We start from the raw sequence: 25,910 nt of genomic DNA, 5'->3' as shown, positions 1-25,910 counted from the left end.
ACAAGTTCCTGAGGTTAAGCTGCGGCTCGAGACCAGGGCCCATCAGTGCGCTTGCATCCACGGATTTTGGCGAGTCGTGCAACAGACACAACAGCCCTCGCGCTGAGGCTCTGAACATGCTCCAAGACTTCTCTATCATGTCTGGTATGACAGATTCAGCACCCTTGCGCGACATTTTCGATCGCCAGTTCCACGCAAGCCGCTCGGCCCCTGCGGTGCCTATAGAGGAGCGCCGTCGTCGGCTCAGCTTGCTTGAGAAACTGGTCAATGAGCACGGGGTGAATCTTGCGGATGCGGTCAACGCTGATTTTGGTGGGCGGGGCACCGCACTGACTGAGGTGGCAGACTTCGTCGTGCTACGCGCCACCATGGGTGACTTGAAGCGCCATCTTGTGCGCTGGAGCAAGCCTAGAAGCGTGCCTACCCCGATCTATCTGCAGCCCGCCCGAGCACGGATTGAGCGGCAGCCACTGGGTGTGGTGGGCATCATCGGGCCATGGAACTATCCAATCCAGCTGACGTTGGGCCCTGCGGCCACCGCGCTTGCGGCGGGCAACCGTGTGATGCTCAAGCCTAGTGAAATCACTCCCCGGACTTCTTCGTTGCTCGCCGAGCTCGTGGCCAAGTACTTCACTGCCGAAGAATTTGCCGTGGTGCAGGGTGGCGCAGACGTAGCCGCCGAGTTCGCCGCACTGCCGTTTGATCATCTGTTCTTCACGGGGTCTACGGGGGTGGGTCGCAAGGTGGCTCAAGCTGCGGCAGCCAACCTGACTCCGATTACGCTGGAACTGGGCGGCAAGTCGCCTTGCATCGTTGACGCTTCTTGTGCTGATCTGGAGACCGCAGCTCTGAAAATTGCGCACGGCAAGCTGCTCAATGCAGGCCAGACATGTATTGCACCAGACTACCTTCTATTGCCGCGCGCCAGTGAGGCGGCGTTTACAGCCGCATATCGGAAGGCTGTCGATCGGCTGTTTCCTACGATCAATGGCAACCCTGACTACGCAGCCATAGTGACGGAGCGCCATCATGCGCGACTGCTCGCGCTGATAGATGATGCCAGGGCGCAGGGCGGAAGAATCGAGGAAGCGGGCACTTCCCAAGGCGGCGCGCCAAATTCGGGTCGGCAGATGCGTCCTGCACTTGTTTTTGAAGCGCATTCCGGCATGCGACTCATGCAGGAAGAGATTTTTGGCCCGATCTTGCCGGTGCTGCTTTATGACCGCCTGGAACACGTCCTGGCTTCGATCAATGCCGGGCCGCGGCCATTGGCGCTATATTGGTTCGGATCAGACCAGCGTGCCCTCAATCAAGTGCTGCAGGGTACAGTGAGCGGGGGCGTGACGGTGAACGATACCCTGCTGCATGTGGCCCATGAGCGCCTGCCATTTGGCGGAATAGGAGAGAGCGGCATGGGTGCCTACCACGGTGAGACGGGCTTTCTCCGGTTCACCCATCAGAAAAGCGTGCTGCTTCAATCGCGTTGGGCGCAAGGCCAACTGCTCTATCCGCCGTACGGCCAGCGTTTCCATCGAGTGATGGGCTGGATCAGAAAGCTGCTTTGATCGCCAGCCTCCGCGGCGGTCGAACAGCCAAATCTCCTGCATTCGCGTAGCATTGCATCATGACTCAGACATCAGAATCCGCAGCCTTTTCCGCGCCCGTGCCTTGGAAGAACGATGCTGCCGTCATCGGTCTGGTTGGTGTGGCGCATGCGGTCAGTCATTACAGCCAGTTGCTGCTTGCGCCGCTTTTCCCCTGGCTGAAGACGGCGTTCGGTGTCAGCTACGCTGAGCTGGGTTTCCTGATGACCGTGTTCTTCGTGGTGTCGTGCGGAGTTCAAACCACCTCAGGCTTTCTGGTAGACCGGTTTGGTCCTCGCCCGATTCTCTTTGGGGGCTTGGCGCTACTGGGCTGCGCGGCGTTCGGATTCGCGGCCAGCACCAGCTACTTGATGCTCATGCTTTTCGCCGTGGTGGCCGGAATTGGTAACGGCGTCTTCCACCCGGTGGACTACACCCTGATCAACCGCAAGGTTAGTTCGGCAAGGCTGGGTCATGCCTACAGCATTCACGGAGTCACGGGCAGTCTGGGTTGGGCCTTGGCGCCAGCCATGCTGGTGCCCTTGGCTATTACTTACTCTTGGCGAGTGGCGCTGGTGGCGGCCGGTTGCCTGATTCTGTTCGTGCTGGGCCTGGTCGTGGTGTACCGGGAACGCCTGTATCTTTCCATGGCGCCCACTCCGGTGCAGCAAGGTGACGTAGCGAAGGAAGGGCGCTTTGACTTCCTGGCGATTCCGGCAGTCTGGATGTGCTTTGGTTTCTTCTTTTTCTACGCTGCGGCGCTCAGCGCTGTGCAAACTTTTGCACCCGCTGCCGCAGGGCAATTGCATGCCGTTCCTCCCGCATGGGTGGCCATGTGTCTGACGATCTACATGCTGACCGCAGCCAGCGGAATGGTGCTGGGTGGCTTTCTGGTGACCAATCCTGAGCGCTGCGAGCGCATTGTGGGCATCGGATTTGGTATCGTGGTCTGTATTTCCCTGTTGATCGCATTCGGGGACTTCCCCGCCTGGATGGTGCCAGTGCTTTTTGGCATCATGGGCTTGGCGGCCGGGAGTGCCGGCCCATCGCGTGACATGCTGGTCAAGCGCTCAACGCCGCCCAATGCCTCTGGCCGCGTCTACGGTGTGGTGTACTCGGGCCTGGATATCGGGCAAGCCTTGATGCCCCTGGTTTTCGGCGCACTGATGGATCGTGGCGAGTTCCAGACCCTTTGGGTGGTTCTGGCCATCACGCAGGCTGTGTTGATAGCGAGTGCATTCAATGTGGGGCGGGCGCGGCGCACACCGTTGCCTGTGGTGGCCTGAAGAACACTAGCCCTCCGGGCAACAAAAAGCCGGCTACGCGAGCCGGCTTTTTGTTGCCCGGAGGGCGAAGGCATCAGGACAGATGGGCGTTGATGAGCTTGGTCATCTCGAACATCGTCACTTGCGGTTTGCCGAAAATCGGCTTCAGCTTGGCGTCGGCGTTGATGTTGCGCTTGTTCTCATTGTCTTGCAGCTTGTTGGCCTTGATGTATTCCCAGACCTTCTTCGTCACTTCAGTGCGTGGCACGGGCTTGCTGCCGATCACGGCGGCGAGTTCAGCGCTAGGCGTCATGGCTTTCATGAACGCTGCGTTAGGAGTGCGCTTCGCGGCGGGAGCGGCGGCTTTCTTGGCCGGTGCGGCTGCCTTCTTGGCTGGCGCGGCTGCCTTCACAGGCGCAGCGGCTTTCTTGGCTGGAGCCTTTGCAGGCGCTTTCTTTGCAGTTGCCATGATTGGATCCTCTTTGTTTGGAATTGGGAGACATTTTGCCGGCGTAGTGCACGCACCTTGCAGGCTGAACGTCATGCTACTGGATAAGTAGCACCCTTCCAAGAGGAAACTGTCCTTTTCCCCTGTGGAATGTTGCTTTTTTCTGTCGCTGGGGCGCCCCGAGACAAAAAGGGCCCCTCGGGGGGAACGGACCTCGCGTATTCGAGGAGTTTGCGACGAATTTTTCGATGGCGCGCACCTCGGTGAAAAAGGCACGCATTGAGGAGATGGGAGTGGGCTGGCAGTGGTGGTTCAATGCCGTTAGATGGGATTCAGCGAGTAGCTGATCTACCCGAAGGCCACGTCGCCAGCACAACCCCAGCCAGCGCAGCGCTGAATGCCAGCAACTGGATTCCGCCAAGCCGCTCCCCCAGCACCGTCACTCCGACAAGCGCCGCGCTGACAGGAAGCATGACGGTGAAAACCCCCGCCTGGGAGGCGGGCACGCTCTTCAGGCCCTTCATCCATAGCCAGACGGACCACATGCATGCCGCCAGGGCATAGAACACCAGCAGCAGCCAGATTTCAGTGGACACCGAAGCAAAGTCAAACCCCCATGCCAGCCATAGCCCGAAGGGTAAGGTGAGCGTGAACCCCCACAGGTTGATGATGGCTGTGATTCGGCGTGGCCCCAGGCTGCCCGTCAACTTCTTGCCGATCACCGCGTAACTGGCTTCGCAGAAAACCGCAGCCAGCAGTAACAGGTTGCCCAGGAGCCTGTCGAACTTGGAAATCGCCGGCGGCAAATGGGCCGGAGCGGTCCATTTTTCACAGTCTTCTTGATCCATGGCTTGGCCGTGGGCCTGCGAATCCTGCAAAAACTGTCCTCGCTGGGTCCCATTTTCGCTTTCGGCGCTCCAAGTCCGACAGGCTCCTGGCCGGGCGCTTCCTTGTGCCCCTCGATCACCGAGGTTGGAATCCGTATTGGCGACCGAAAGAAGGCCAATGCCCAGTACCGCACAAGCCACGCCCGCCCACACCCGCGGCAGCACACGTTCGCGCAGAAAGGCCCAGGATAAAACCGCTACCGCCGCTGGAATGGCCGCCATGATGACGCCCGCGGAAACGGCCGTGGTCAGTTTCACGCCGGAAATCATGCAAAGAGTGAACAGGAAGTTGCCCAGAAAAGATTCCAGGAACAACAGCCACTTGGTGTGCACTGACAACGGGGGTTCGTCGGCGGGCTTATTCAACCAGTGGGGCATGGCGAGCACCCCTATTCCAAAGCGCAGCCAAGCCAGCAGCAGAACCGGAAAAACCGCCGCGAGTGGTTTGGAAAGGGCGACATAGCTCCCAACAAGCGCCATCGACAATGCGAGGTAGCCGTAGGCTAGGGCGAGCTTGGGCGTGGCAGTGTGCAGAGGGGCATCCATGGCAGGCGAATCATGCCAGGGCTCTCGGCAGTGTCATGGAGCCACGACATCATGAGTTGCAAGGAATTTCGTCATACTGATTTTCAACACCACAATATGAAAAATGTCATTGTTGCGGCGCCGCAATTTTTCTCAATATGGGATAATTAATTTCACATTGAGGTATTTGAATTTTAAGTTGTTGTTTTTAAATAAATAAATTTTTATCTTGTATAAGACATAAGAATGATTTTTGGTCTTGTATAAGAGTTATGATTTGTTCAACGGCTAGATAAGCGGGTCAGTTCCCGAAGTCTGCCAGCCCCCGGAATTTTTGACTTAACTCACTGGAGCTTCTCATGCCTCAAAACGTTACCGAGCAACTCAGCCGCGAACAACAAATCGCTGCCCTGGAGAAAGACTGGGCTTCCAATCCTCGCTGGAAAGGCATCAAGCGTGGTTACTCCGCGGCCGACGTGGTGCGTCTGCGCGGCAGCGTGCCAATTGAGCACACGCTGGCTCGCCGCGGTGCCGAGAAGCTGTGGCGCCTGATCAATGGCGATGCCAAGAAGGGCTACGTCAACGCGTTCGGCGCCATTACCGCCGGTCAGGCAATGCAGCAGGCTAAGGCCGGCCTGGAGGCTGTTTATCTTTCCGGCTGGCAGGTGGCTGCTGACGGCAACACCAGCGAAACCATGTACCCCGACCAGTCGCTCTACGCTTACGACTCGGTCCCCACCATGGTGCGCCGCATCAACAACACCTTCAAACGTGCAGACGAAATCCAATGGGGCCGTGGCATCGAACCCGGCAGCAAAGAGTTCGTAGACTACTTCCTGCCCATTGTGGCTGATGCTGAAGCAGGCTTTGGCGGCGTGCTCAACGCGTTCGAACTGATGAAGAACATGATTGCCTCCGGCGCCTCCGGTGTGCACTTCGAAGACCAGTTGGCCGCTGTCAAGAAATGCGGTCACATGGGTGGCAAGGTGCTGGTGCCAACGCAAGAAGCTTGCGAGAAGCTGATCGCCGCACGCTTTGCTGCAGACGTCATGGGCGTGCCCACCATTGTTCTGGCACGCACTGATGCCGAGGCTGCCAACCTCATCACCAGCGACCACGACGCCAACGACAAGCCTTTCCTCACCGGCGAGCGCACGCAAGAAGGTTTCTACCGCGTCAAGAACGGTCTGGAGCAGGCTATCAGCCGTGGCGTGGCCTACGCGCCCTATGCTGATCTCGTGTGGTGCGAAACCGGCACGCCTGATCTGGGCTTTGCCCGTGAATTCGCTCAGGCTGTGCATGCCGCTTGCCCAGGCAAGTTGCTGTCGTACAACTGCTCGCCCAGCTTCAACTGGAAGAAAAACCTCGACGACGCCACCATTGCCAGGTTCCAGGACGAACTCTCGGCACTGGGCTACAAGTACCAGTTCATTACGCTGGCCGGCATCCACGTCAACTGGTACCGTACCTTCGAATTCGCCAAGGCCTATGCTGGCGGCGAAGGCATGAAGCACTACGTGAACATGGTGCAAGAGCCCGAGTTCAAGGCGCGCGAACAAGGCTACACCTTTGTGAGCCACCAGCAGGAAGTCGGCGCAGGCTACTTCGACGACGTCACCACCGTGATCCAAGGCGGTTCTTCCAGCGTCAAAGCCCTCACAGGCTCGACCGAAGAAGAGCAGTTCCACTGATCTCGAACGTGGCGCCTGTCAGGCGCCTTTGAATAAAACAAGGCCCGACGGTGACGACCTCGGGCCTTGTTTTTTTGGGGCTCCTAAAGCTTCTTCACCAGCACCTGGCTCTTGCGATCCCAGTTGTACTTGCGCTTGCGTGCATCGGGCAGCCAATCTGGATCCACCTGCTGGAAGCCGCGTTTGATGAACCAGTGCATGGTTCGCGTGGTCAGCACAAAGATGCTGGATAAGCCCATGGCTCGGGCCCGATGCTCGACCCGGCGCAGAATTTTTTCCCCATCCCCCTGGCCTTGCGATTGTGGTGATACCGTCAGGGCTGCCATTTCGCCGGTCTTGGCTTCCGGGTAAGGGTAGAGCGCAGCGCAGGCGAAGATCACGCCGTCGTGCTCGACGATGCTGTAGTTGCCAATGTCACGCTCGATCTCGGTGCGGCTGCGCTTGACCAGTGTGCCATCCTTCTCGAAAGGCTCGATCAACTGCAGTATGCCTGCCACGTCGTCCGACGTGGCTTCGCGCAGGCTTTCCAGTTTCTCATCGACCACCATGGTGCCAATACCATCGTGCACGTAAATTTCCAGCAGCAATGAGCCGTCGACTGCATAGGGCAGTATGTGGCTGCGTTCTACTCCGTGCACGCACGCGCTCACACAATGGCGCAAGTAGTAGCTAGGGTCGGTCGGTACCTCGGGAGACGGCAGTCGCGCGATCAGGGCTTGGGCGTCCGCCAGCGGCAGTTCCGTGTCGATGGGGTTGTCTTCCGCCTCGGGTTCAGTGGGGCGAATGCGGACGCCCGGCGTTTCAGTGACGAACAGGAGTTTGTCGGCTTGCAGCGCGATGGCGACCGAGGTGGCAACCTCTTCCATGGCCAAATTGAAAGCCTCGCCCGTGGGCGAGAAGCCGAAGGGTGAGATCAGCACCAGGGCGCCGGCATCCAGCGAGCGTGTAATGCCCGCGACGTCTATTTTGCGAACCACCCCGGTGTGCTTGAAATCGACCCCGTCAATGATCCCCATGGGCCGGGCAGTAATGAAGTTGCCGGAGATGACCCGCACCGTGGCGCCCGCCATGGGCGTGTTGGGCAATCCCTGGCTGAAGGCCGCCTCGATTTCATAGCGCAATTGGCCAGCAGCCTCCTGAGCCGAATCAAGCGCCACCTCATCAGTGATGCGCATGCCATTCGAATAGCGTGGCTCTTGACCTTTGGCACGAAGCTGATCGTTCACTTGCGGGCGAAAACCGTGCACGAGCACGATTTTCACGCCCATGCTCTGGATCAACGCCAGATCGGTCGCGATGGAGCCCAACTTTCCGGCGGCAATGGCCTCACCGACCACTCCCACCACGAAGGTCTTCCCCCTGTGCATGTGGATGTACGGGGCCACGGCGCGAAACCAGGGCACAAAGGTGAAATTGAAAACGTTGGACATGCAATTTGGCAGTGTGTGGAAAGGTGCTTGCGTGAAGCCCTTCCGCGGAAATGGCGACGTACAGCGATCCTTGCGCCTTTCGGCGCTCTAGGAGTATCCCGTTATTTTCGCGCATCAAGTCGGAGCGAATGTTGAAGAGCGTTCTCCACGTCTCGGTACGAGCGCCTTTGATCAGGCTTCAGTAGTGCGCGCACTGTTGAACGCAGTTGTATTTCATCGTGGTTGTGTCATTATCAGAATCTCATGGCTCCCGGAGGGAAGCAGGGCACTGGAGCATGTCGGACTTGGAGCCGGCGACTTCCAAGTTCGACAGGCTCCTAGGGTTTATTCCTAGTTTCCTTCCGCGGCAGGTTCTGAAGAATGAGAGGCTCGCCCAGCCAAGAGGCGAGACGCCCCACGAAGGAGACAATTCATGCAGGTTCAGCTGAAGGTCAACGGCCAAGCCGTTTCGGCCGATGTTCCCCCCAACACGCTTTTGGTGCAATTGCTGCGAGAGCATTTGCAAATGACGGGTACCCACGTGGGCTGCGATACCGCCCAGTGTGGTGCTTGCACCGTGATCGCCAACGGACGCTCCATCAAGTCCTGCAACGTGCTGGCCGCGCAGATGCAGGGCGCGGAGGTCACCACCATAGAAGGCGTGGCTTCGCCCGACGGCACCATGCACCCGGTGCAGGCGGCATTCAAGGACTGTCATGGCCTGCAGTGCGGGTTCTGCACCCCCGGCATGGTGATGAGCAGCATTGACCTTCTCAAGCATCACCCCCAGGCCAGCGAAGCGGAGATTCGTGAGTTGCTCGAAGGCAACCTGTGCCGGTGCACCGGCTATCAGAACATCGTCAAAGCCGTGCAGCAGGCGCAAGCCACGCTGCAAGCATGAAGGAGCGCGACATGGGTGCCAACGACTTTGCCAAACTGCCGCACATCGGCGAATCCCTCAAGCGCAAGGAAGACGAGCGCTTTCTCACTGGTGCCGGCCAGTACACAGACGACATCAACCATCTCCGGCAGCGTTATGCGGTGTTCGTTCGTTCCCCGCACGCGCATGCAATCGTCAAAAGTGTGGACATCAGCGCTGCGCAAGCGATGCCGGGCGTGGTGAAGATTTTCACTGGGAAGGATATTGAAGGGAAGATGAACGGCTTGCCTTGTGGCTGGCTGATCAACAACCCTGACGGATCTCCCATGAAGGAGCCTCCTCACCCGATCCTGGCGCAAGGCAAGGTTCGCTACGTAGGAGATCAGGTGGCCATGGTGGTGGCAGACTCGCTGGAGCAGGCCAAAAATGCGGCCGAAGCGGTTCAGGTGGATTACGACGTGCTCGGTGCCGTGATCGATATGCGAACCGCCGCGCAAGCACCCGCGCTGCATGACGTGGCGCCCGACAATCACTGCTACAAATGGACCCTGGGCGACAAGGCAGGGGTCGATGCCGCTTTCGCGGGAGCGGCGCACGTGACCAAGCTGGATCTGGTGAATAACCGCCTGATTCCCAACGCCATGGAGCCGCGCGCGGCCAATGCCACCTATAACCGCGCGGCAGACGAGTATCAGCTTCATGTGGCCAACCAGAACCCGCATGTGGAGCGCTTGCTGATGACAGCCTTTGTGCTCGGTCTGCCCGAGCACAAGGTGCGCGTGATTGCGCCTGACGTTGGCGGGGGCTTTGGCTCCAAGATCTTTCTGTATGCGGAAGATGTAGCTTTGACCTGGGCCGCCAAGCAGCTGAACTGCGCGATCAAGTGGACAGCCGAGCGCAGTGAGTCCTTCGTCACGGATGCCCATGGCCGGGATCACATCAGCCACGCCGAAATGGCCATGGACAAGGACGGCAAGTTCCTGGCCATGCGTGTGCATACGCATGCGAACCTGGGTGCGTATCTTTCTACCTTCGCCAGCGCGGTACCCACCATCCTTTACGGAACTCTGCTGGCAGGGCAGTACAACACGCCGCAGGTCTATGTCGAGGTCGACGGCTGGTTCACCAGCACCGCCCCGGTGGATGCCTACCGCGGAGCAGGCCGGCCTGAGGCGACTTACCTTGTCGAGCGGCTGGTCACGCGCTGCGCGTGGGAGCTGGGATTGAGTCAGGACGAAATCCGCAAACGCAACTTCATTACCGAGTTCCCGCACCAGACCCCGGTGGCGCTTCAGTACGACATTGGCGACTATCACGCCTGCATGGATCAGGCGCAGCAGTTGGCCGACGTGGCTGGCTACGCAGCCCGCAAGCAAGCCAGCGAGGCCCAGGGCTTGAAGCGTGGCATTGGCTACAGCAGCTACATCGAAGCCTGCGGCTTGGCACCCTCAAACATTGCGGGCGCGTTGGGTGCGCGAGCCGGTCTGTTTGAGTGTGGAGAAGTCCGGGTGCACCCCACTGGCAGCGTGACCGTGTTCACCGGCTCGCACAGCCACGGCCAGGGTCATGAGACGACGTTTGCTCAAGTCGTTGCGGCGCGTTTGGGAATCGACCCGAGCCAAGTCGATGTCGTGCACGGCGACACAGGCCGCGTGCCTTTCGGCATGGGCACATATGGCAGTCGCTCGCTCAGCGTGGGTGGAACGGCCATCATGAAAGCGCTGGACAAGATCGAACTCAAGGCCAAGAAAATCGCCGCGCACCTCATGGAAGCGAGCGACGCAGACATCGAGTTCTCCGGAGGTGAGTTCAAAGTCAAGGGCACTGACAAGAAGATCCCTTTTGCCCAGGTAGCTCTTACGGCCTATGTGCCACACAACTACCCTCTGGACAAGCTTGAGCCGGGGTTGAACGAAACCGCCTTCTACGACCCGACCAACTTCACCTTTCCAGCTGGCACCTACATCTGCGAGGTCGAGGTGGACCCAGCCACAGGTGTGGTGAGGGTGGATCGCTTCAGTGCGGTCGATGACTTTGGCGTCATCATCAACCCGATGATTGTCGAAGGTCAGGTGCACGGCGGCCTGGTGCAGGGTATGGGGCAGGCGCTCATGGAGCATGGCGTTTATGACCCCGAAAGTGGCCAGCTGCTCACTGGCAGCTACATGGACTACACCATGCCGCGCGCAGCGGATTTCCCGCAGTTCAAGCTGGGCCACGTCTGCACGCCTTGCACGCACAACCCCTTGGGGAGCAAGGGTTGTGGCGAGGCGGGGGCCATTGGTTCGCCGCCCGCAGTGATCAACGCCGTACTCGACGCGCTCAAGGACTTGGGTGTGAAAGACCTCGACATGCCCGCCACACCGCACCGTGTGTGGCAGGCCATTCAGAACGCCAAGGCCTGAAGGAGACAAACCACATGTACGCATTCACCTTTGAACGCCCCAGTGCAGTAGCAGACGCGCTGAAACTCATTCAGTCAGGAGGCAAGGCGCTGGCGGGTGGCCAGACGCTGCTGGCCTCCATGAAACTGCGGCTGGCGGCTCCAGAGCAATTGGTAGATCTTGGTGCCGTCAGGGAACTGGCAGGTATCCGCAAGGAAGGCAACGCCATAGTCATTGGTGCCATGACCCGCCATGCCGATGTGGCGACCCACGCCGACGTCCGGGCCACCATTCCTGTGCTGGCGAACCTCGCTGCCGGCATTGGCGACAAGCAGGTACGTGCCATGGGCACCCTGGGGGGCTCCGTCGCCAACAACGATCCGGCTGCGGACTATCCTGCGGCAGTGTTGGGCTTAGGCGCCACAGTGCACACCACACAGCGCCAGATCCCGGCCGACGACTTCTTCCAGGGCATGTTCGCCACTGCGCTCCAGGACGACGAGTTGATCACCGCCATCAGCTTCCCCGCACCCAGGCGCGCGGCGTACATGAAGTTCAGGCAGCCTGCCTCCCTGTTCGCACTCATAGGAGTATTCGTTGCGCAGACCGATGCGGGAGTTCGCGTGACCGTCACAGGCGGCGGCAACGGAGTCTTCCGCCACGCCGGTCTCGAACAAGCCCTTACCAGCAGCTTCACACCGGAAGCCGCGGCCGCTGTCAAGATCGATGCAGACGATCTCTCCAGCGACCTTCACGGCAGCGCAGCCTACCGCGCCCATCTCATCAGCGTCATGGCCCAGCGCGCAGTGAGGGCATGCACATCCTGATTGGAGCTTTCCAGGGGCCGGTCGGCCCCCGGTGCGCCGGGGAGAAGCAAGTGGTATCGCTTGAAGTGGTTTTAGCGCGCCTTCTCCTGGCGGCCAAGTTGTCATGGGACCGCCAAGCTCCAGCTTGGCAACGGCAGCGCTCACCGGGAGCAAGAAGGCCAAGCTGGAGCTTGGCGGTCCCAGGTTTCCAGGGCCGAGCGAAGCAATGGCCCGAGTCGGGTCTCCCTGCCCCTCTGGCCGTGCCGAGGAACGGAGCGCGAGGGGAGGGCAAGGGCACTGCAAGATGCCCTTGCTTCGTGAACTGACTCGCTCCGGATGTTTGAGCGGCGAGAGCGAAGCGAGCAAAGCGAGTTCCGGAGCGCCTCCCCTCGCGTGAGTACCGCAGGTTGCCCGTAGCGAAGCGCAGGGACGCGACCGGCTAGGGCGGCAAGTGGGGTCCGCCTTTTTTGGTTCCTTATTTTGGCGGAGCAAAAAAAGGAACTGCGCTGCCGGGCGCACATCCCGGCCTACGACCTCAATTCAAGAGCAGGCAACCGAGATGCGCAAGATCCATGTAACCTGGCGGAGGAGACCGATCTCCCCCGGAACGTAAGGTCACCGAACGGCGATTCCCCTAAGCCATCTGCAAGACCCGCACCCCATATCATCCCCCCATGACCTCACCCCCCAACCCCCTCTCCAGCATCGACTCCCTGTCCGAAGCCCTGGAAAGCGCAGGCTACTTCGCAGACCGCCGCCTGGCAACCGCCGCCTTCCTGGCGTTAAAGCTGCAACGCCCCCTGCTTCTGGAGGGCGAACCCGGCGTTGGGAAAACAGAACTCGCCAAGGCACTCTCGACCGTCCTGCAGCGCGAACTGTTGCGTTTGCAGTGCTACGACGGCCTCGAGCAGCGCGAAGCCTTGTACGAATGGAACTACGCCGCGCAACTACTGCACCTGCGGGCGGCCGAGTCCCGAGGCGTAGCCGAAGATGTAGAGCGCGAGGTCTACCAGCCCCGTTACCTGATCCAGCGTCCGCTGCTGCAAGCACTGCAGACACCTATCCCCGGCGCAGTATTGTTGATCGACGAAATCGACCGGGCCGACGAACCCTTCGAGGCCTTTCTGCTCGAATACCTGGGGGAATACCAGGTCAGCATTCCCGAGCTGGGCACGGTGCAGGCGGTTTGCACGCCAGTAACCATTCTCACCAGCAACCGAACCCGGGAGCTTCATGATGCCGTGAAGCGCCGGTGCCTCTACCACTGGCTGGACTACCCCGATCGCGAGCGCGAACTGTCCATCGTGATGGCGCGTGTGCCCGAAGCCGGACCTGTGCTGTCGGCTCAGGTGGCCGATTTTGTGCACCGATTGCGCACCATGCCGCAAGCCTTCCAGCGGGCGCCCGGCATTGCTGAAAGCGTGGAGTGGGCGAGGGCGCTGGTCGCACTTGACACACTCACCCTCGACCCTGAAGTGGTGCAAGATACGGCCGGCATACTCTTCAAGCAACGCGAAGATGTGGCGGCGCTTTCGGGCGATGTCATCGCAGAGGCACTCGCACCAGCCCAGACTTGATATGGTCAACCTGGTTGCCACCCCTGCGAGGGGCAGAGGCCCCCGCCAGCCCATACTTGGCGATGCTCGGGCAGGAAAGCTGGCCAGCAACCTGAGCGCCTTTGGCCGTGCGCTTCGTCGTGCCGGCGTGCCGGTAGATGCTTCGCGCATTTCGATGGCGCAACAGGCGCTGCAAATGGTGGGTGTCGAACGTAAACTCGATGTAGGCGGGGCGCTGGAGGCCGTTCTGGTCAGTCGTGAGCAGGATCGTGCCGTCTTTCGGGAGATGTTCGACGTCTTCTTCCGCGATCCGGAGATCGCCAACAAGCTGTTGGCCCAAATGCTGCCCCGCGCCGAGGGCATGGCGGAGCCACCGCGCCAGAGGCCTCGTGTGCGCGAGGCACTGGCGCCGCACCGGGCAGGCAGCCAGGCACCTCTTGCCCCTCCAGATAAAGAGCTGGATTTTGACGCCGCCATGACGGCCAGCGATCTGCAGCGCCTCAAGCATGCGGACTTCAACGCGGTGACCGCCAGCGAGTACCGACTGATCGAACGCCTGGTTAGGGAGGTACGTCTTCCCATGCCGGAAGTACCATCCAGGCGCGTTCGAGCCGGCTCACGCGGGGCGCGCTTGCACTGGGCACGGACCATGGGAGAAGCTGCGCGCACCAGCGGTGAGGTGATGGCGTTGCGCCATTTGCAGCGCCGCCGGCAGCCCTTGCCGCTGTTGCTGCTCGTGGACGTTTCAGGCTCCATGGAGCGCTATGCCCGCCTCATGCTGGCGTTCTTGCACGCGGCCACGCGGCAGGCCCATGGCGTGAAGGTGCGTCGAGATGTCTTTGCTTTCGGCACGCGCCTGACCGATCTGACCGCGGCCTTCCGCCTGACCGACACCGACGCCATGCTGGAAGCCGCCAGCACTGCCATACACGACTATGCAGGGGGCACCCGACTGGGTCAGAGCCTTTCGGCATTGCGGCACCACCATGCGCGCAGGTTGGTCGGGCGTCGAACGCTGGTGCTGATGGTGACCGATGGCCTGGATACCGGCGAGCCCGAGGAGTTGGCGACAGAGCTTCAGTGGCTCAAGCGTCACAGCCGGCGCATTCTGTGGCTCAACCCGTTGTTGCGCTTTGACGGATATGCGCCGCTGGCGCGCGGAGCCGCGCAGCTTCACCGTGCAAGCGACGGCATGCTCGCTGTGCACAATCTTGCCAGCCTGCAGGAGCTTGCCGCAGCTGTCTCGAAGCTCCTTGGCAATCGATAGCGACACGCACCGCGAATCATCGGAGCACCGGAAGCTAGAATGCATGAGCTTTTCCTGAAGATGCAAGCGGTCAACTGCCGTTTCTAGGATGATGTCCCATACCCCACTGTCGCCTCCACTGACCGCCCCGGAACAACTCAACCAAGAACTGCGTCAAAATGGATTTGCCGTCTTGGGGGCGGATTCTGTGCGAAAGCTGGCAGGGGTATCGGCTTCCGCGCTGGAGAAAATCAGCCAGGACTGGGAGCATCTGGCCCCGGATCACTACCTCAAGGACGGCGGCCGCTATCGGTTACGGCGCCATGCCTCTTTTGTTGCTCAAGGCGATGAGGTGACCGCAGTGCCTCACAGGGCGCATTGGCAGCCGCTGGATTACAACGCCTTGCACGGAGGCATGGAGCGCTGGTTTGAGGCCATGTCCGCCGAGACGGTGGCAAGGCCAGAATGGTCCGCGTTGCTCAGGTGGCTGGCGCATACTGCTTCCGAACTCCGAGGCGAACAACCCTGGTTCATGGAGGCACATCAGTTCCGAATTGACACCACAGACGGCATCGGGCGGCCAACCCCCGAGGGTGCGCATCGTGATGGCGTTGACCTGGTGGCTGTATTTTTGCTCTCGCGCGAAGGCATCAAGGGCGGCGAAACTCGCGTCTTTGAACTTGAAGGGCCTCATGGAAAGCGCTTTACTCTGAGTGAGCCATGGTCCCTGCTGCTTCTCGATGATCGGCGCGTGATCCATGAGTCCACCCCCATTCAACCGAGTGTAGAAGGGGGCATGGACACAGGGATACATTGGTCATCACCTTGCGAGCCCGAGGCTTTCTGGATCCCGAAACTTGATCGGAATCAAGTCGATGGCGAGCACGGGCGGCACAATGACTATTTGTGCCACCCCTTTCATTAGTCATCAAAGGAGCGATTCATGTTCAAACACATTCTGATTCCAGTAGACGGATCACCTACCGCCATGGCCGCCGTCGACAAGGCGGCTGGCTTGGCAAAGGCCTTCGGTAGTGCCGTCACGGCGGTCTATGTGATTGATCCCTATCCCTTCACCGGGGTAGGCGCTGATTTTGCCTATGGCCAAGATCAGTATCTCAGCGCCGCTACCGCAGAAGCCAATTCCGCCATCGACGCTGCCCGCGAACGCCTGGCAGGTGCAGGCATCCAAGCCGAAGTGCGGGTGGTCGAATCGCATGCCGTCTGGCGCGGCATTTTGGAGGCGGCCGAGAATGCTGGGGCTGACCTGGTGGTCATGGGATCACACGGCCGCCGTGGCCTGGAGAAACTGGTGCTCGGCAGCGTCACGCAGAGCGTGCTGTCCCATGCCAAGGTCAACACTCTGGTGGTTCGCGGCGAAACAACAGAGTAAGCCTGCCGGGGGGGCTGTTGCCTCCCTGGTTCAACCTAGATCCGGCAGTTGGACGCGCCCGAGCAGGTCGTTATCGGGTGCGCTGGCAAGGCGTGAGGACGCCGCAGGCTCGTGCCTGCAAGGAGGAGCAACGCCGCCAGCGTGCCCGAGGGCGGCCTGATCGGGAGCGTAGCGCTCTCACCAAATGGGTGAGCGTTATCGGAGCATAGAATTCGAGTGTTCATGCGGCTTTCCTGAAGATTGCAAGCGGTCAACTGCCGGATCTAGGTTCAATAGCCTCCTAAAGCTTCGCGCTGGGCGGGGCTGACTTGACAAAAGCCGCCCCGGTGCTGGCGGCTTGATCAAAGCGGCGCGCAATGCTGCCGCACACCAGATCACACAATTCCTGGACCGCCGGATCCACGATGCGGTAGTACGCGCTGTTGCCACGGCTTTCGCGTGCCACCAATCCATGCTGCGCCATTTGCGCCAAGTGGCGAGACACATTGGCTGTGCTCGATTCCACTTTCTCCGCGATTTCTCCCACGCTCATCTCTCCCGTGCCCAAATTGGACAGGATGCGCAGGCGTGTAGCTTCGGAAAGTGCGCGAAAGTAATTCGCCACATGTTCCAGAGCTTCGGGCGGTAGTTTTTCCAGAGAAGCCACTAACTTTCTTCCAATCTGCCGAAAAGTCGATACAGTTTACATCGGTTTTTGCTTAATTGCTCTATTGACTATTTGCTTGATTGCGCAAATAATAAAAATATGTTGGAACAAACTCAACTCTTCAAGACACTTGGCAAGTCCCGCGCAAAGCGGTTTGGGCAAGTTGCGGCATGGGCGGCAGGCTTGGTGACGGCGCTCGCCTGCATGGGCCCGGCACATGCGGCGGATATTCCCCATATCACCATTCAGGTCATGAGCGGCTCAGCTGCACAGGCTCATGAAGGATCGGTCGAGGCGGTGCGCCAAGCTGTGATCGCCGCTCAGGTGGCGGGTGTCGTGGAGCAGTTGAATGTGACAGTGGGTGATCGTGTTCGCTCGGGTCAGGTGCTGTTGCGCATAGATGCCCGGGCTGCAGAGCAAACTGCCGCTGCCAGCACGGCGCAAGTCGCTGCAAACCGTGCTTCGCTAGAGGTGGCCGAGCAGGAGCTGAATCGTAAGCGCCAGCTCTACGCCAAGAATTACATTGCCAAGGCTGCGCTGGAGCAAGCTGAGGCCAACTACCGCGCGGCTCAGGCGCAGCTGAATGCCCAGTCCGCTCAGGCAGGGGCGGCGCGCACCCAGACCGGCTTTCACGTGGTGAAGGCACCTTTTGATGGCGTCGTCGCGGCCGTCAGCATCGAGCGGGGCGACATGGCCATGCCGGGCCGGCCCCTGATCACGGTGTACGACCCGCAGGCCTTGCGCGTGACGGCGGCGGTGCCCGTGACGGTGCTGGCTGGCCATGAACAGGATGTGCAGGGCGCCCGTATCGAGTTGGGTTCGGCTGCAGGGCTGGTCACGCCCGCGCGCGTGCAGGTGCTGCCGACGGTGGACGCAGCCTCTCACACTCGGCAGGTACGCGCTGATCTGCCAGCCGGCCTTGCGGGCGTGGTGCCTGGGCAGTACGCGCGCCTTTGGCTGAAGGGCGCGGGTAAGTCTGAACGACTGCTGGTTCCCCAGACTGCCATTGTGCGGCGTGCCGAGTTGCGCGGTCTGTACGTACTGAATGAGCAAGGGGAGCCGCTGCTGCGCCAGGTTCGGCTAGGTCCTGTGCAAGGTGATCAGGTGGAAGTGCTCAGCGGATTGTCGGCAGGCGAGCGCGTCGTGACCGATCCCGCCGTGATGAGTCAGGCTGCCGGAGGCGCACGATGAGCGTGCCAGCGCAGACTCCCCGTCTGGGTGTTTCCGGCCGCATTGCGGCCTACTTCCAGTCGGCCCAGATTACGCCACTGCTGGCACTTGTGGCTTTTTTGCTCGGTGTTTTCGCCGTTCTGGTGACCCCGCGCGAGGAAGAGCCGCAGATCGACGTGACCATGGCCAACGTCATCATTCCATGGCCAGGCGCCAGCGCGAAGGATGTGGAGTCCATGATCGCTTCGCCCGCTGAGCAGGTGCTCTCGCAAATGAGCGGCGTGGAGCATGTGATGAGTGTCTCCAGGCCGGGCGTGGCCGTCTTGACGGTGCAGTTCAAGGTGGGCGTGCCGCGCCAGGAAGCAGTGGTCCGGTTGTATGACGCCGTGGGCGCCAATGCAGACTGGCTCCCTTCGGGCCTAGGGGTGTTGTCACCCATCATCAAGCCAAAGGGCGTGGACGATGTGCCCATAGTGGCCCTTACCCTTCATAGCACTCGCTCGGATGCGGGGGCGTTCGATCTCGAGCGGGTGGCGCACAGCATAGAGTCGGAAATCAAGCGCGTGCCGGGTACACGTGAGGTGAAAACGATTGGCGGCCCCGGGCGTGCGGTCATGGTGGAAGTCGATCCGGCTCGTTTGGCGGCTTCCGGCCTGACTTTGCAGGAAGTGCGTGGCGCGCTTCAGTCGGCCAACATGGGATTACCGGTGGGTGAGGTGCTGTCTAACAATCAGGCGGTCGCGGTGGAGACAGGCCCATTCCTTGAAAACGCTACCGACGTGGCGGAACTGGTGCTCGCCAGCCGCAATGGGCGTCCTGTTTACTTGCGGGACGTGGCTTCGGTTCGCGACGGCGCGCCGCCGCCTACGCGTTATGTGCGGTTTGGTGAAATTGACCGTCAAGACGGCCAGAGCCGCCTGAGTGAGCACCCCGCTGTCACACTGGCCGTGACCAAGAAACCTGGCGCCAACGCCATTGATGTGACCAACGCAGTGGCGGCACGCGTGGCGGAGTTGCGCAACACCGTGATTCCTGCAGACGTACAGGTGACGGAAACACGCAACTATGGCGAGACCGCCAACGACAAGGCGGTCACACTCATTCAGAAGCTTCTTTTTGCCACCTTTGCCGTGGTAGCGCTGGTGTTCTTTGCTCTCGGCCGTCGCGAGGCAGCCATCGTCGGAGTGGCTGTGGTGCTCACGCTTACGGTGACCCTGTTCGCGTCTTGGGCCTGGGGCTTCACGCTGAACCGGGTGTCGCTTTTTGCCTTGATCTTCTCGATCGGCATCTTGGTGGACGACGCCATCGTGGTTGTCGAAAACATTCATCGGCACCAAGCGCTGTACCCAGACAAGACACTGGCCCAGTTGATTCCCGGCGCGGTGGATGAAGTGGGTGGTCCCACCATTTTGGCCACTTTGACGGTGATCGCTGCGTTGCTGCCCATGGCGTTCGTCAGCGGTTTGATGGGCCCGTACATGAGCCCGATTCCGATCAACGCCAGCATGGGCATGCTGCTGTCGCTCGCCATTGCCTTCATCGTCACGCCTTGGCTGGCGCGGCTGTGGATGAAGGCGATTGGCCAGCACGATTCCGGCAAGGCGGCAGGGCATGGTATGGCGGCTCGTCTTGGCCCCATGTTTGAGCGCATCTTCCGCCCGTTCCTGGACGAGCAGCGCGGAAGGCGTAACCGTTGGTTGATGGGCGGCGTGATCGGCTTGCTCATCGCCGGGTCTGTGCTCCTGCCAGTGGCCGGCCTAGTGGTGCTGAAGATGCTGCCATTTGACAACAAGTCGGAGTTTCAGGTCGTGGTAGATATGCCTGCCGGCACGCCGGTAGAAAAAACTGCGGCCGTCATGGGTGAGTTGGGTGCTTACCTGGCCACGGTGCCAGAAGTCGTCAACTACCAGGCTTATGCGGGCACCGCCTCGCCGATCAACTTCAACGGTCTGGTGCGGCAGTACGACATGCGTGCTGGCGGCGATATGGGTGACATTCAGGTCAACCTGGTCGACAAGGCACACCGCGATGATCAAAGCCACGTGATCGCCATGCGTGTCCGCCCGGAGCTGGTTGCGATTGGCAAGCGGCACGGGGCCAATGTGAAAGTGGTTGAAGTTCCCCTGGTCCTCCAGTACTTTCGCCCATCGTGGCTGAAATCTATGGCCCTGAAGAGCAAGGCCGTCACGAAGCCGCCAAGGCAGTACGAGCGGTATTTGAGCGCACGCCAGGCGTGGTAGATGTGGACGACACAACTATTGTCTCGGCACCAAAAATTCTGCTGCTGGTTGATCGCCCCAAGGCTGCCCAGTTGGGCGTGACCCAGGCGGCCATTGCTGGCACGCTACGTATGGGTCTTTCCGGGGAGGCGGCAGCATGGCTGCACGACCAGAGTCGTTACGCCGTGCCCGCGATGATCCAGTTACCTGCCGAGGCGCATGGCAGTCTGGATGCTCTCTTGCAATTGAACGTGCGCTCATCCAGCGGAGCGCTGGTGCCGATAGGTGAGTTGGTGAAAGTAAGTGACACCGTCCGTGAACAGCCGATCTATCACAAAGATCTGTTGCCCGTGACTTTCGTCATGGGCGATATGGCCGGCACCAAAGCCGGAGATCTGGACAGCCCTCTTTACGGCATGTTCAAGATGCGCGGCGAATTGGCCGAGCTGAAAATGCCCGATGGTGGGAAGTTGAGCGAGTACTTCATCAGCCAACCCTCCGACCCGTATCGCAGCTACGCCCTCAAATGGGACGGAGAGTGGCAAATCACGTACGAAACTTTCCGCGACATGGGGGCCGCCTATGCCGTCGGGCTGATCCTCATCTACCTGCTGGTGGTCGCCCAATTCGGTTCTTACCTGACGCCGCTCATCATCATGGCGCCCATTCCGCTTACTGTGATCGGTGTCATTCCGGGGCATGCGTTACTCGGAGCGCAGTTCACGGCCACCAGCATGATCGGCATGATCGCGCTGGCCGGAATCATCGTGCGCAACTCGATTTTGCTGGTCGACTTCATCCATCTTCAGGTGAATGCCGGTGAGCCGCTGCATAGAGCCATTGTGCAATCGGCCACTACTCGCGCGCAGCCCATTGGCCTCACTGCTTTGGCCGCCATGATTGGTGCCCTTTTCATTCTCGATGATCCGATCTTCAACGGCTTGGCAATCGCCCTGATCTTCGGCATTCTTGTTTCCACCGTGCTGACTCTGGTGGTCATTCCGGTTCTGTACTACGCGGCATACCGCTCGCGTCCACTCGCTGGAACCGCGCAAACCGCGCAGACCCAGCAGGGGTGAGCTTTCACCTCATCAACCTTAACGTGTATCACTTTCTTTAGGAGCAAACCATGACATCCTGGCAACTCGTTCGCATTGTCGGCGGCACTTTCATTCTGCTCTCGCTGGCTCTGGGCGTGCCTGGCAGCCCCATTTTTCACTCAGCCAACTGGCTGTGGTTCACAGCATTCGTCGGCGCCAATCTGCTGCAAAGCGGCTTCACCAAATGGTGCCTGATGGAGACCATCATGCGCAAGCTCGGCGCACGTGCTGGAAACTGAGCGAGGAGTTTGAAACGTGAGCAAGAGCTACAAAGACATCATTGCAGACACCTCCGGCAACATCTCCAAGCTGCGCAAGGGTATCCCTGACGTGCTGCAAGGATTCAACGCCATGGCGGCTGCCGCAGTTAAGGCCGGTGCGCTAGACGAAAAGACCAAGGAACTCATCGCCATGGCGCTCTCGGTGGCCGCGCGCTGCGATCCCTGCCTGGGCTACCACGCCAAGGCACTGGTCAAGCACGGCGCTACGCGTGCAGAAGTCGAGGAAATGCTGGGCATGTGCGTGTACATGGGAGGAGGTCCCAGCCTCATGTACGCTGCGGCGGCACTGGCAGCCTACGAAGAATTTGGCGGAGAGAAGGCAGCCTGATGTCTCGCAGCAGCCTCACATTGCTGGCCCTGGCGGCTCTGGTGTGCGCCCCCGCTAGCGCCACGAGCCTTCTTGACGCCTGGCAGGCCGCACAAGCGCATGACCGTGTTCTGGCGGTGGCGCGTGCCGAGCATGCCGCCGCACAAACCAAGCGTGAGCAGGCATCGGCGCTGTGGCGCCCTTTAGTGTCGCTCAGCGGCGGTGCAGGTGTGGCCAGCAGCCAGACTCAAATGAATGGCGCGCAGTTCACCGCGCCAGGAATGGGCACATCCAGCGGTGTTGACTTTGCCACATCGATCAATGGCGGCGCATCAGCACGCCTGGCGATCACGGCGCAGCAGCCTCTGTTTGATCGTTCGCTTGAAACCAACCGGGAAAAGCTCAACCTTGCCGCCGACATGGGCGTGGTGGCCTGGCACGCTGCCCAGCAGGAAGCGATGCTGCGCACGGCAGAGCGCTACATCGCCTTGGCGGTCGCGGGAGAACGGGTGCGCGTGACCCGAAGCCAGCAAGATGCTGTGGCGCGCGCAGCGCAGGAGGCGCATGATCGCTTCAAACTGGGTGACTTGCCGGTAACTGACACGCACGAGGCCGATGCCGCCCTCGCCGGACTTCAGGCGCAACTGGCCGCTGCCGAGCTGGAGGCAGCGGTCAAGCGTCAGGCGTTGGCCGACAGTACGGCGCTGCCGCAGCCGACAGCGCGGCTACCCGTGCTCCGCGCCGATGCCGCGCTGCAGCCGATCGAGTTCTGGCTGCAGGCCGCCGAGACCAGAAACCCGCAGTTGCGCTTGGCATCACATGCTGTTGAATTGGCTCGCCAAGCACTGCGCCAGCACCAGGGACTGGCCGGCACGAGCGTGAATCTGGTGGCTCAGGCTGGGCATGATGTGCTTGTCGGCAGCGGCGACTTTGGCCGCGCCAGCAACCGCGCCACCAATGCCATGGTCGGCGTGCAAGTGGTCATACCGCTTTATACCGGGGGCATGCGTGGCGCCCAGGAAAAGGAAGCGCTACATTTGCTGGAGAAAGCCCAGGCTCAGCAAGATGCCGCGCGCGAGCAGGTGGCTGCTCAGGTGCGTGCTGCCTGGTTGGGATTGCAGGCTGGAAAATCTCGGGTAGCCGCGCTGGAGCAGGCATTGAAGGCCAGTCATGCGCGCCTGGATGCCACCCGTGTTGGCCAGTCGGTTGGAGATCGAACCACGCTGGATGTGCTGAATGCCGAAAACGAGTATGCATCGGCCTCGCTGAGGTTGGCCGAGGCGCGTAGTGCTCAGGTCATGAATCGCTTGCGCCTGGCGGCGCTGGCTGACGAGCTTGATGAAGCGTTGCTGGCGCAGACCAGCGGAAGTGCACCATGACGTGCCGGATTGAGTTTTTCAACCAGGAAAGGGATGTTCCCATGAAAATCAACGTTGGCGGTATCGACCGGATTCTTCGTATTGTTGTCGGTCTTGTGTTGATTGCCTTGGCCGCAACCGGCACGGTCGGCTGGTGGGGGTGGATTGGCGTGGTTCCACTGGCGACTGGTCTGTTTCGCGTCTGCCCAGCCTATAGTTTGTTGGGCATGAACACCTGCCCGCTCAACAAGCCCAAGGCATGAAAAATGGGGGCCATGGTGCCCCCATTTTTTGCTGCCGGCGATTTCCAAGTCCGGCAGGCTCCTAGGGTTACATGCGCTCGAAGACCGCGGCGATGCCTTGGCCACCGCCAATGCACATGGTGACCAAGGCGTACTTGCCCTGAATGCGCTGTAGTTCGTGAATGGCCTTTACGGTGATCAGCGCACCGGTGGCCCCAATCGGGTGACCCAGCGAGATGCCCGAGCCGTTGGGGTTGACTTTGGCCGGGTCGGCCCCCAGACCCTTGGTCACAGCGCAAGCTTGGGCTGCGAAGGCCTCGTTGGCCTCGATCACATCCATCTGGTCAATCTTCATGCCCAGTTTCTTCAGCAGCATCTGGGTGGCCGGCACAGGTCCGATGCCCATGGTCTTGGGGTCGACACCCGCATGTGCGTAGCCGACCAATCGGGCCAGGGGCTTGGCGCCACGGGCCTTGGCCGCGCCGGCTTCCATCAGCACCACGGCCGCTGCAGCATCATTGATGCCGCTGGCGTTGGCGGCGGTCACGGTGCCGTTTTCCTTCAGGAACACGGGCTTCATTTTCTGGAAATCTTCCAGCTTGGCACCGGGGCGGAAATGTTCATCCTTGTCGAAGGCCACATCGCCTTTTCGGGATTTGAGCATGATGGGCACGATTTGGCCGGCAAATCGGCCCTCTGCCCAAGCTTGCTCAGCGCGCCGATGGCTCTCCAGTGCCAAAGCATCCTGCTCTTCACGGCTGATGCTGTGCTCGACCGCCACGTTCTCCGCCGTCACGCCCATGTGAATGGTGTGGAAGGGGTCGTGTAGCGCGCCCACCATCATGTCGATCAGCTTGGAATCACCCATGCGGGCGCCAAAGCGGTTCGTCAGGCTGATGTACGGTGCGCGGCTCATGTTCTCGGCTCCACCACCGATAGCCACGTCGTAGTCGCCCAGGAGAATGCCCTGGCTGGCCGAGATAATGGCCTGCAATCCAGAGCCGCAGAGGCGGTTGACGTTCATGGCTGGCGTTTCTTTGGGGCAGCCGCCATTGATGGCCGCCATACGCGAAAGGTACATGTCCCGGGGCTCGGTATTCACGACATGGCCGAAAACGACGTGCCCGACGTCCTTGCCTTCGACCTGCGCGCGCTCCAGTGCGTTCTTGACAACGGTGGCGCCCAAATCTACCGTGGGAATGTCTTTCAGGCCGCCGCCGAAAGTGCCAATGGCGGTGCGCACACCGCTGACGATAACGACTTCACGTGTCATGGAGATCTCCTTGATTTATGGAAACAGGCAGGTTGAAAACGGGATTTATAGCCCCTGCGAGGCATGGGAGCCCTTGCAGGTCAAATCGAGAACAAAAAAGCTAGCGATGATGCCCAGTCGGAGCAACATATCAGTATAGACACCCCTGCGCGACCGTGTGGCCCATTCATCGCGTGTTCCAGAGTTAGCTTGTATGTGACAGTCATCAAGGTGACATAAATAAAGGGTAATCTATTGGCGCGTGCGCGATCTCCACGCGGGCCTGTTTTTTCGGAGGTGTGCCTTGAGCGAAGAAGAATTGATGCTGCGTTTGCGGCGAGACCTGATAGACGGCTACGACGAAGAGCTGGAAATGGAGCTGGAAGACCGCAATGTCGACGTGCTGGCCGGCATGCTGGTCGAGTCAGACGAGTACAAGGACAGCCGGCGGCATTATTTTCGCGCGCTGTTCAACTTGCAGGCTGAGCTGGTCAAGCTCCAGGACTGGGTGGTGAGTTCGGGTCACAAGATGGTCATCATCTTTGAAGGGCGCGACTCCGCTGGCAAGGGTGGAGTAATCAAGCGCATAACGCAGCGCCTGAACCCGCGTGTCGTGCGGGTGGCCGCGCTGCCCGCTCCCAACAACCGCGAGCGGACGCAGTGGTACTTTCAGCGTTATGCATCGCACTTGCCGGCTGCCGGCGAAATCGTGCTGTTCGATCGCAGTTGGTACAACCGCGCTGGGGTCGAGCGCGTCATGGGTTTTTGCACGGAAGACGAGTATGAAGAGTTTTTCCGGTCAGTCCCTGAATTTGAGCGCATGCTCGCGCGCTCCGGTATACAGCTCATCAAGTATTGGTTCTCCATTTCTGACGAGCAGCAGGAGTTGCGTTTTTTGAGCCGCATTCATGACCCGCTCAAGCAGTGGAAACTCAGTCCTATGGACCTCGAAAGCAGGCGCGAATGGGAAGCTTACACACAGGCCAAGGAAGTGATGCTCGAGCGCACCCACATTCCCGAGGCCCCGTGGTGGGTGGTGCCTGCCGATGACAAGAAAAAAGCGCGGCTCAATTGCATAGCGCACCTGCTCAGCAAGGTGAGCTACAAGGAAATCGAGCGCCCCACGATCACTTTGCCCCCGCGTGAGCGCCATGAGGACTATGTTCGGCACCCGGTGCCCGAACATATGATTGTTCCGCAGATTTATTAGTAAGTGAGCAAGCTCGTGAGAAAAGACTTTGAAAACCCAAAACGGCCTCCAT

General features: G+C 60.3%; 21 protein-coding genes and 2 pseudogenes. 17 read left to right on the top strand and 6 right to left on the bottom strand.

Going from position 1 to position 25,910, the window contains the following annotated elements; all coding sequences use genetic code 11:
- The first annotated feature begins 137 nt into the window (after window positions 1-137).
- Window positions 138-1,565, top strand: coding sequence for a coniferyl aldehyde dehydrogenase (locus tag AAAK34_RS15135; RefSeq protein WP_431778030.1), 1,428 nt, complete (start codon window positions 138-140; stop codon window positions 1,563-1,565).
- A gap of 59 nt (window positions 1,566-1,624) precedes the next feature.
- A complete protein-coding gene (locus AAAK34_RS15130; protein WP_231694490.1) occupies window positions 1,625-2,869 on the top strand; it encodes an MFS transporter in 1,245 nt (414 codons plus the stop codon).
- A 73-nt stretch (window positions 2,870-2,942) separates the two neighbouring features.
- Here AAAK34_RS15130 and AAAK34_RS15125 read toward each other — a convergent pair whose 3' ends face one another.
- Together AAAK34_RS15125 and AAAK34_RS15120 are read right to left on the bottom strand one after the other, a co-directional pair.
- The gene (locus AAAK34_RS15125; RefSeq protein WP_231694539.1) at window positions 2,943-3,317 is read right to left on the bottom strand and encodes an SWIB/MDM2 domain-containing protein; all 375 of its coding nucleotides are present in this window, start codon (window positions 3,315-3,317) and stop codon (window positions 2,943-2,945) included.
- A gap of 311 nt (window positions 3,318-3,628) precedes the next feature.
- A complete protein-coding gene (locus AAAK34_RS15120) occupies window positions 3,629-4,729 on the bottom strand; it encodes a DMT family transporter (protein ID WP_231694491.1) in 1,101 nt (366 codons plus the stop codon).
- Window positions 4,730-5,067: 338 nt separating this feature from the next.
- Here AAAK34_RS15120 and aceA point away from each other — a divergent pair, with 338 nt between their 5' ends.
- The gene (gene aceA, locus AAAK34_RS15115) at window positions 5,068-6,399 is read left to right on the top strand and encodes an isocitrate lyase (protein WP_231694492.1); all 1,332 of its coding nucleotides are present in this window, start codon (window positions 5,068-5,070) and stop codon (window positions 6,397-6,399) included.
- Between the two features lie 83 nt (window positions 6,400-6,482).
- Here the strand turns inward: aceA and argA are convergent, their stop codons facing one another.
- A complete protein-coding gene (gene argA / locus AAAK34_RS15110) occupies window positions 6,483-7,829 on the bottom strand; it encodes an amino-acid N-acetyltransferase (RefSeq protein ID WP_231694493.1) in 1,347 nt (448 codons plus the stop codon).
- Between the two features lie 412 nt (window positions 7,830-8,241).
- Between argA and AAAK34_RS15105 the strand changes: the two genes are divergently transcribed.
- From AAAK34_RS15105 to AAAK34_RS15075, 7 genes and pseudogenes are all read left to right on the top strand, one after another.
- Window positions 8,242-8,709: a (2Fe-2S)-binding protein gene (locus AAAK34_RS15105; RefSeq protein ID WP_231694494.1), complete on the top strand. Its 468-nt coding sequence runs from the start codon at window positions 8,242-8,244 to the stop codon at window positions 8,707-8,709.
- 11 nt (window positions 8,710-8,720) lie between these two features.
- On the top strand, window positions 8,721-11,093 hold the full coding sequence (locus AAAK34_RS15100) for a xanthine dehydrogenase family protein molybdopterin-binding subunit (protein ID WP_231694495.1): 2,373 nt from the start codon (window positions 8,721-8,723) through the stop codon (window positions 11,091-11,093).
- A 14-nt stretch (window positions 11,094-11,107) separates the two neighbouring features.
- Window positions 11,108-11,899 carry an FAD binding domain-containing protein gene (locus tag AAAK34_RS15095; protein WP_231694496.1) on the top strand — a complete coding sequence of 264 codons (792 nt, stop codon included), beginning with the start codon at window positions 11,108-11,110 and terminating at the stop codon, window positions 11,897-11,899.
- A 653-nt stretch (window positions 11,900-12,552) separates the two neighbouring features.
- Window positions 12,553-13,455, top strand: coding sequence for an AAA family ATPase (locus tag AAAK34_RS15090; RefSeq protein ID WP_231694497.1), 903 nt, complete (start codon window positions 12,553-12,555; stop codon window positions 13,453-13,455).
- Window position 13,456: 1 nt separating this feature from the next.
- Window positions 13,457-14,701 carry a VWA domain-containing protein gene (locus AAAK34_RS15085; RefSeq protein WP_231694498.1) on the top strand — a complete coding sequence of 415 codons (1,245 nt, stop codon included), beginning with the start codon at window positions 13,457-13,459 and terminating at the stop codon, window positions 14,699-14,701.
- Between the two features lie 91 nt (window positions 14,702-14,792).
- Window positions 14,793-15,541 (top strand): annotated as a pseudogene (locus AAAK34_RS15080) (2OG-Fe dioxygenase family protein).
- Window positions 15,542-15,623: 82 nt separating this feature from the next.
- The gene (locus AAAK34_RS15075) at window positions 15,624-16,073 is read left to right on the top strand and encodes a universal stress protein (protein ID WP_231694499.1); all 450 of its coding nucleotides are present in this window, start codon (window positions 15,624-15,626) and stop codon (window positions 16,071-16,073) included.
- 35 nt (window positions 16,074-16,108) lie between these two features.
- Here the strand turns inward: AAAK34_RS15075 and AAAK34_RS15070 are convergent, their stop codons facing one another.
- Both AAAK34_RS15070 and AAAK34_RS15065 read right to left on the bottom strand, forming a co-directional pair.
- Window positions 16,109-16,297 carry a hypothetical protein gene (locus AAAK34_RS15070; protein ID WP_431777451.1) on the bottom strand — a complete coding sequence of 63 codons (189 nt, stop codon included), beginning with the start codon at window positions 16,295-16,297 and terminating at the stop codon, window positions 16,109-16,111.
- Between the two features lie 56 nt (window positions 16,298-16,353).
- On the bottom strand, window positions 16,354-16,719 hold the full coding sequence (locus tag AAAK34_RS15065) for an ArsR/SmtB family transcription factor (protein ID WP_431777450.1): 366 nt from the start codon (window positions 16,717-16,719) through the stop codon (window positions 16,354-16,356).
- A 99-nt stretch (window positions 16,720-16,818) separates the two neighbouring features.
- On the opposite strand from AAAK34_RS15065, the gene AAAK34_RS15060 reads away from it, so the two are divergent.
- The 6 genes and pseudogenes from AAAK34_RS15060 (at window position 16,819) to AAAK34_RS15035 (ending at window position 23,417) form a co-directional block, all read left to right on the top strand.
- Complete coding sequence (locus AAAK34_RS15060) at window positions 16,819-17,910, top strand: efflux RND transporter periplasmic adaptor subunit (RefSeq protein WP_231694500.1); 1,092 nt, start codon at window positions 16,819-16,821, stop codon at window positions 17,908-17,910.
- Window positions 17,907-21,187: pseudogene (locus tag AAAK34_RS15055) on the top strand (efflux RND transporter permease subunit). The gene AAAK34_RS15060 and the pseudogene AAAK34_RS15055 overlap by 4 nt, the downstream one beginning before the upstream one ends.
- A 50-nt stretch (window positions 21,188-21,237) precedes the next feature.
- Window positions 21,238-21,447, top strand: a complete 210-nt coding sequence (locus tag AAAK34_RS15050; protein ID WP_231694502.1) for a YgaP family membrane protein — start codon at window positions 21,238-21,240, stop codon at window positions 21,445-21,447.
- Between the two features lie 16 nt (window positions 21,448-21,463).
- Window positions 21,464-21,817, top strand: a complete 354-nt coding sequence (locus tag AAAK34_RS15045) for a carboxymuconolactone decarboxylase family protein (protein ID WP_231694503.1) — start codon at window positions 21,464-21,466, stop codon at window positions 21,815-21,817.
- Window positions 21,817-23,175, top strand: coding sequence for a TolC family protein (locus AAAK34_RS15040; RefSeq protein WP_231694504.1), 1,359 nt, complete (start codon window positions 21,817-21,819; stop codon window positions 23,173-23,175). Before AAAK34_RS15045 ends, AAAK34_RS15040 begins: the two co-directional genes overlap by 1 nt.
- A gap of 41 nt (window positions 23,176-23,216) precedes the next feature.
- Window positions 23,217-23,417, top strand: coding sequence for a YgaP family membrane protein (locus AAAK34_RS15035; RefSeq protein ID WP_231694505.1), 201 nt, complete (start codon window positions 23,217-23,219; stop codon window positions 23,415-23,417).
- A gap of 67 nt (window positions 23,418-23,484) precedes the next feature.
- Here AAAK34_RS15035 and bktB read toward each other — a convergent pair whose 3' ends face one another.
- Window positions 23,485-24,669 carry a beta-ketothiolase BktB gene (gene bktB, locus AAAK34_RS15030; protein WP_231694506.1) on the bottom strand — a complete coding sequence of 395 codons (1,185 nt, stop codon included), beginning with the start codon at window positions 24,667-24,669 and terminating at the stop codon, window positions 23,485-23,487.
- Between the two features lie 283 nt (window positions 24,670-24,952).
- Between bktB and ppk2 the strand changes: the two genes are divergently transcribed.
- On the top strand, window positions 24,953-25,858 hold the full coding sequence (gene ppk2, locus AAAK34_RS15025; protein ID WP_231694507.1) for a polyphosphate kinase 2: 906 nt from the start codon (window positions 24,953-24,955) through the stop codon (window positions 25,856-25,858).
- The last annotated feature ends 52 nt before the right edge of the window (window positions 25,859-25,910 follow it).

The organism is Ottowia caeni, from assembly GCF_050821495.1.
In the GTDB taxonomy this organism is placed as follows: Bacteria; Pseudomonadota; Gammaproteobacteria; order Burkholderiales; family Burkholderiaceae_C; genus Ottowia; species Ottowia caeni.
The sequence above is the reverse complement of the archived record's forward strand: the minus strand, read 5'-3'. Positions and strand labels throughout refer to the sequence as shown.